This is a genomic window from Lutibacter sp. B1 (assembly GCF_012524075.1).
Lineage (GTDB): Bacteria > Bacteroidota > Bacteroidia > Flavobacteriales > Flavobacteriaceae > Lutibacter.
Window position 1 is genome coordinate 65,815 of record NZ_JAAZUI010000019.1, and the last position, 6,907, is coordinate 72,721.

General features: G+C 32.1%; 4 protein-coding genes. 2 read left to right on the forward strand and 2 right to left on the reverse strand.

The features are described from left to right. Positions 1–2: 2 nt before the first annotated feature. Both HGB55_RS11580 and HGB55_RS11585 read left to right on the forward strand, forming a co-directional pair. Entirely contained in the window at positions 3–1,406 is a 1,404-nt protein-coding gene (locus HGB55_RS11580) for a M20/M25/M40 family metallo-hydrolase (RefSeq protein WP_168817062.1), read from the forward strand. A gap of 6 nt (positions 1,407–1,412) precedes the next feature. Beyond that, positions 1,413–3,029, forward strand: coding sequence for an amidohydrolase (locus tag HGB55_RS11585; protein WP_168817063.1), 1,617 nt, complete (start codon positions 1,413–1,415; stop codon positions 3,027–3,029). Between the two features lie 187 nt (positions 3,030–3,216). On the opposite strand, the gene HGB55_RS11590 is transcribed toward HGB55_RS11585, so the two are convergent. Then, positions 3,217–5,463 carry an FUSC family protein gene (locus HGB55_RS11590; protein WP_168817064.1) on the reverse strand — a complete coding sequence of 749 codons (2,247 nt, stop codon included), beginning with the start codon at positions 5,461–5,463 and terminating at the stop codon, positions 3,217–3,219. A 439-nt stretch (positions 5,464–5,902) separates the two neighbouring features. Beyond that, the gene (locus tag HGB55_RS11595; protein ID WP_168817065.1) at positions 5,903–6,832 is read right to left on the reverse strand and encodes a RagB/SusD family nutrient uptake outer membrane protein; all 930 of its coding nucleotides are present in this window, start codon (positions 6,830–6,832) and stop codon (positions 5,903–5,905) included. Positions 6,833–6,907: the final 75 nt, after the last annotated feature.

Sequence of the window (6,907 nt, forward strand, 5' to 3'; positions counted from 1 at the left end):
AAATGAAGTATCCATTTTTAATAATAAGTTTCCTTATTATAGTAAGTTCTTGTAATCAAACACCTATAAGTAAAAATGAAGAACCTCCAATTAACAAAACTGACTCGTTAGCAATAAAAAAGATTTTTGATTCAGCATTAACAAAAGGAGAATGTTATCAATGGTTAGATACTTTATGCAATACAATTGGCGGTCGTTTATCTGGCTCTCCTGAAGCAGAAAAAGCAGTAAAATGGGGCGAAAATTTATTAACTTCATTAAAATTCGATAAAGTTTGGTTACAACCTGTTATGGTGCCCCATTGGGTTAGAGGTAAAAAAGAAGAGGCGTATTTTACAAGTAACGGTACTACATACAATGTTCCTATTTGTGCTTTAGGTGGTTCTATTTCAACATCAAAAAATGGTGTTAAAGGTGAAGTAATTGAGGTTAAAAGTTTAGAAGAAGCAGAAAAATTAGGTGAACAACTTAAAGGTAAAATTGTATTTTTCAATCGCCCTTTTGACGATACATTGATAGAAACTTTTAGAGCCTATGGTGGTTGTGTTGATCAAAGATATAGTGGAGCAAAAGTTACCGGTAAATTTGGTGCTTTAGGTGTTATTGTTCGTTCTATGACTCATAATATAGATGATTTTCCACATACAGGTGCAATGAGTTATGGTGAAATTCCTGAAAACGAAAAAGTTCCAACTGCTGCCATAAGTACTAAAGCAGCCAATTTATTAAGTGAAACCTTAAAAACGAATCCAACCTTAGAATTCTTTTTCAAACAAAACTGTGAAACGTTACCCGATGCGCCTTCATTCAACGTAATTGGTGAAATAACAGGAAGTGAATTTCCTGAAAAATATATTACAGTTGGCGGCCATTTAGATTCTTGGGATTTAGCTGACGGTGCACATGATGACGGTACTGGAATTGTACAATCTATAGAAGTATTACGTTTATTAAAGTTGAACGGAATTAAACCTAAACACAGCATTAGAGTTGTTTTATTTATGAATGAAGAAAACGGACTTAGAGGTGGTAAAAAATATGCTGAAGAAGCAAAAAACAATAACGAAATCCATATTGCTGCTCTAGAATCTGATGCCGGAGGACATACACCAAGAGGTTTTTCTTTCGATTCAAATTCAGAGAATTACAATTTATTTATGAGCTGGAAACCTTTGCTTGCTCCTTATGGTTTACACGAAATTGACAAAGGATATGGAGGTGCCGATATTGGTCCGCTTAAATCTGAAACCATTTCCTTATTTGGTTACAAACCCGATTCTCAACGCTATTTTGATTATCACCACGCTGCAACCGATACTTTTGACAAAGTAAATAAACGTGAACTTGAACTCGGCGCAGCTTCTATGACATCTCTTATCTATTTATTAGACACCTATTTAAACTAAATTAGTATGAAAAACTTAGGAATTATTTGCCTTGCAGTTATCCTGTTTTCATGTTCAAAAAAAAAGCATGCAGACAGCATTGTTATTAATGGAAATATCTATACCGTAAACACCAATTTTGACAAAGCTGAAGCTTTTGCCATTTTGGAAGGTAAAATTATTGCTGTAGGTACAAACAAAGAAATTCAAGAGAAGTTTGAAACCAAAAATATCATTAATGCAGAAGGAAAAACGATAGTTCCCGGATTTATTGATGCACATTGCCATTTTTACGGATTGGGTTTACAACAACAAAAAGTTGACCTTACAGGCACTAAAAGTTTTGACGAAGTAGTGCAAAAAATAGTTGATTTTCAAAAAGAAAAAAATGTTGCATACATTACCGGCAGAGGTTGGGATCAAAACGATTGGGAAATAAAAGAGTTTCCTACAAAAGATAAACTAGATGAACTTTTTCCAAATACACCTATAGCTGTGACTAGAATTGACGGACACGCATTATTGGCAAACCAAGCCGCCATAAATTTAGCTGGTGTAACTACAAAAACACCTTTTTCCGGAGGGGAAATACTTCAAAAAGATGGAAAACTTACCGGAATTTTTATTGACAATCCAATGAGTTTAATTGAAACTAAAATTCCTTCACCTTCAAAAGAAACTCAAATAAAAGCCTTAAAAGATGCTGAAAAAATTTGTATTAACTACGGTTTAACAACTGTTGCTGATGCCGGTTTATCTCGTGAGGTTATTGAATTGATTGATAGCTTACAACAAACTGATGAATTAAAAATTCGTATGTATGCAATGGTTGCAAATACGCCTCAAAATTTAGACTATTACCTAAACAAAGGCATTATTAAAACTGATAAACTAAATGTGCGCTCAATAAAAGCATATGCCGATGGAGCTTTGGGTTCGAGAGGTGCTGCCATGAAAAAACCTTACTCAGATCAACACAACCACTATGGAGCACTTTTAGCTTCTCCTGAAGAATATATGACTGTTGCTAAGCAAATTGCTACCTCAGATTATCAAATGAATTCGCATGCAATTGGAGATTCTGCAAATTATATAATGCTGAAAACCTATAAAGAAGTTTTAAAAGGAAAAAATGACAGACGTTGGCGCATTGAACATGCACAAATTATAGACACTACCGATTTCAACTATTTTGACAATATTTTACCTTCTGTACAACCAACACATGCTACTTCTGATATGTATTGGGCAAAAGATCGTGTTGGTGAAAAACGCATGAAAGGAGCTTATGCATATAAAGATTTATTGAACAAATACGGTAAAGTAGCTTTAGGAACCGATTTTCCTGTAGAAAAAGTGAGTCCGTTTTTAACATTTTATGCTGCTGTTGCTCGAAAAGATTTGAATAATTTTCCTGAAAACGGTTTTCAAATGGAAAATGCGTTAACACGTGAAGAAACTTTAAAAGGAATGACTATTTGGGCTGCCTATTCAAATTTTGAAGAAAATGAAAAAGGAAGTATTGAAGCCGGTAAAGTTGCTGATTTTAGTATCCTTGATAAAAATATTATGGAAGTTGATGTTTCTGAAATTCCATACATTACTGTAGAACAAACCTATATTTCAGGTGAAAAAGTAAAATAAAAAATTTCTCGAAACCACTATCCCCGAGATAAACTACAAAGGTATTTCACAGGTTTCGTTTTTGCATAAAGGTCAGAAATCGAAATTTTTTATTATACCTCACCCTAAACTACCACGTAGTTTAGACCTCTCCAAAGGAGAGGTGAAAAAATTGTACCCCGACGAAGAACGTCGAGGAATTATCAGATTAAGCACTATTTTCTTCTGCACCGGATTTGTACTTTTTAATTGAAGAAACTAATTTTTCTGACAGATCAAAAAGCCATTTTACTTGTTCTGAAACCAAAAGCGTTTCTCTCAATTTAATTTTCAATTCGGAAGAAATTTCTTTTCCTTGTTCAAGTTCTTTATCTCGTTTATTAGATAAATCTTCAAAAGCCGTATCATATAAATCGTGAGCTTCTTCAATTTTTTCTTGATTTATTGTTTTTAATTTTGAGTTATCTTCTTCCAATAACTGAACTGCCAATTGTAAATTAGCACAAATATTTTTAATAAAAACATCAAATTCTTCCGGCACTTTCGATGTTTTATTATTTCTTATAAATGTACCTAAAGAAGCCGAAGATGATAAAAAAGTATTGTTTATCACAATCAATTCATAAATAATAGCATAATCTTTTTGTTTCGATTTTGGATCTTGATTCATTCGCTGAAATGCTGTATTCAAATTTCCAATAGCCAAAAAAGCTTCTTTTCTATGTAATTTATAAACTGTGGAAACTTCACCTTTTTTATGATAAAAAATACTGATTTGCTCTAAAAATTGCTGATTTGCTTTTATTGCTTTACTAAAATACTCGTGAATATTTTGAAACTCCCACGATGGCCACAAAAAGTAATTTGATAAAATTGCCAATGAAGCACCAATCAAGGTATCTAAAATTCTAAATTGAATAACTGCCAAAATATCGGGTTGCATAATTGCATACACAAGCACAACTTGAAGCGTTATAAAGGTTGCAGCATTTCTATAATTAAGTTGTACTAATGAAAATGAAAAAGGCAATGCCATTAATGCTAATACACCGTAAACTACAGTATTGTGAGTTGTAAAAATAATAAGTGTTGCAATGGCACCTCCTATAAAAGTTCCCAATACACGATTTTGAGTTCGAGATATTGTTAAACCGTAACTTGGGCGCATAATTACTACAATGGTAATTAATATCCAGTACGGGTTTTGCATTGACAACATTTTTCCAATAATAAATCCTAAAACAATAACAATAGCCAAACGCAATGAATGCTTAAATACAGGCGATTTAAAACTAAAATTTACAACTAGTTTTTTTAAATCGTAATCTTGAGGCGTTATAAATCTGGTTGCCTCTTTTTTACTTAAAATTTTATTATTGTTTGTGTAATTATTTAAAATTCGTTCAATACCCGAAATTTTTTGGACTTGTTTTTCCTGATAATTTTTAAAATTTCGCAACATTAACGTACCAACTCTCGATTTTGGTAAACCAACAAGTATTTTGTAATAATTAATGTTTAGTTCAATCTTATGTAAAATTTCAGGAATTTTCTCATTTTCTTTCAGCTTTTCTTCTCCTCTGATTACTTTTGAAATATGCTCTAATTGAAAAGCTATTTCAGATACTAAATTTTTATATTCATCAATATAATTGGTATGATCTTTAAAAATTTCATCAACTTTTTCATAATTTATAGGATTAGCAACTGCTAATTCTAAAATATCTATCAACTCAGACAATAGTAATTGTCTTCTTCTGGTGCTGTTTGAAACTCCTGATCTTTTTCTGGCACTTAATATAATTTCACGTAAGGTCTCATGATATCCATTAATTTGAGATTGTAATAAATACATTTTTTGATACAACTCATCTCTATTTGTTTTACACGAAATTAATTCTCCACGAACTCTTAAATAAGCAGCTGTGTCTTCAATAGTTTTAACAAATAATTGATTTGTTTGAACTGAAGAAAACAACAGTAATTTTAACCCCATAAGAGATAAATACCAAATTCCTCCTAAGAAAATCAGGAAAGTATGCGTTAATAATTCTTCAGTAGTATAATTATGAACAAAACCTAAAGTAATTGCTAATAAACCTCCTAAAGATACTAGTGAAGCTCTAAAACCAAATACCGAAATATAAGAAATAAAAAAAACTGTCAGTCCTAATACAGGATATACAAGCCACGGCATATTTGCAACAAAACCTAATATTAATGTTAAAATTGTAGCTAAAATAACCGCCGTTAAAACACCATAAAAATTATGTTTTACACTTCCGGCGATATCGGGTGGAGAACAAAACAAAACACCCAACGCTACTGCAAAACCAACCTGAATATCATTTAAAAAAAAGCTGCTAAAAAGCATAGGAATTGCTATAGCTATAGCTGTTACAATTCCTTTTAAAAATTCTGAACTTTTAAAAAATCGTTTTATTTGTTCTAACATACTTCTTAGTAAACGTCAAATTTAGGTCTACTTTTTGTATTAAAAAATACATTTGGAATGAAATATCAAATTACACAACCTTTTTTGTGTAATATAATTAAAAGAAAAAGTTGTATATACTGATGATAACCAGTAAATTATTTTACACTTAAACTACTTACTACAAATAATTTAAGCGTAAATAACATAAGAATATTGAAGGTTAGAAAATGCAAAAAGCACTTCCATTTTATTAAAAAAAGAAAACATATTGAAACTTTATTCTACAATTTTGCAACCGAACAGTTTATGATTCTCAGAAACTATGCTAAAAGATTTAAAAACTAGAAGTATCTGTTTTAAAGATAGTCTAAAAATATCTGTATCGATTATTTAGGACATCTAATAAATAAAATCATAAAAAAACCGTCTCGGTTATGAGACGGCTTATTTTTTGTTTTTAATATCCTATATTTTGAGTAATTTCTTCAGTAACATCAATAGTTTCTTGCGGAATTGCATATACTCTTAAATATGGTTCTGTAGCTGCTTTAGCAGTATATGCTTCATCATAAGTACCGAAACGAATCATTTGTTTTCTACGGTACATTTCCCAGTACATTTCAAAGCCAATTTCATTGTATAAAATTTCTTCATCCAATGATAAGATTGCAATACCTGGTGCACTACCAAACAATGCTTCACGAGTTCTGCTTGTGCGAAGTATGTTTATATCAGCCATTGCAAGTCCCGTTTCTCCATTACGATAATAAGCTTCAGCTCTCATACAATAAATACCTCCTAAACGGTATAAAGGAACATCTACAGCACTGCTACCATTACCATATTCTGGATCAAACTCCCATTTGAAGTTACGAACCCCACGGTTTATTTGATCTTGAGAGAATACAGCTTCTAACGGATTGTCAAAATCCAGTTCAGGAGTATAGTCCATTGGAACGGTAGTGTTTTTTTCCATATATAACATACTAATAGCAATTCTACCATCATTAGTCATGTTAAACCCGCCTTTACCATCAAGCGTTGGTCCATACTGTTGACCAACCTGTAAGCCTCTATTAAAATGGAACCAAAACTTACCGGTATCAGGCCTAGTATCTTCAGCAGGAACGCTCCCTGTAGTTCCATCATTCATAAACCAAGTTCCATCAGAATACTGATAATATCTGTGGAAACGAGGATCGTTATGGTTACCTTCCCAAGTATAATAAAATTCAGGTTCTACACAAGAGGCGTTCGTTCCTCTATTATCTGGAGTTGGTTTTTGCGCACGACCCGTTGACATATACGCAAAGTCGTTATCACTTCTTCTTACATTGAACTTTCCTGAAATAGGTTGACTAAAAATTAAACCATTAATTACAGTCACTTATGAAATCACAAAATGAACACTGGCGAAAAAAAAGCTACCAGAAAGTAACCTTAGAAACCAAACTTTTGGTCG

Excerpts from the sequence above, each read along its gene's own strand:
- HGB55_RS11580 (WP_168817062.1), top strand. The coding sequence starts at position 3 with ATGAAGTATCCATTTTTAATAATAAGTTTCCTTATTATAGTAAGTTCT.
- HGB55_RS11585 (WP_168817063.1), top strand. The coding sequence starts at position 1,413 with ATGAAAAACTTAGGAATTATTTGCCTTGCAGTTATCCTGTTTTCATGT.
- HGB55_RS11590 (WP_168817064.1), bottom strand. The coding sequence starts at position 5,463 with ATGTTAGAACAAATAAAACGATTTTTTAAAAGTTCAGAATTTTTAAAA.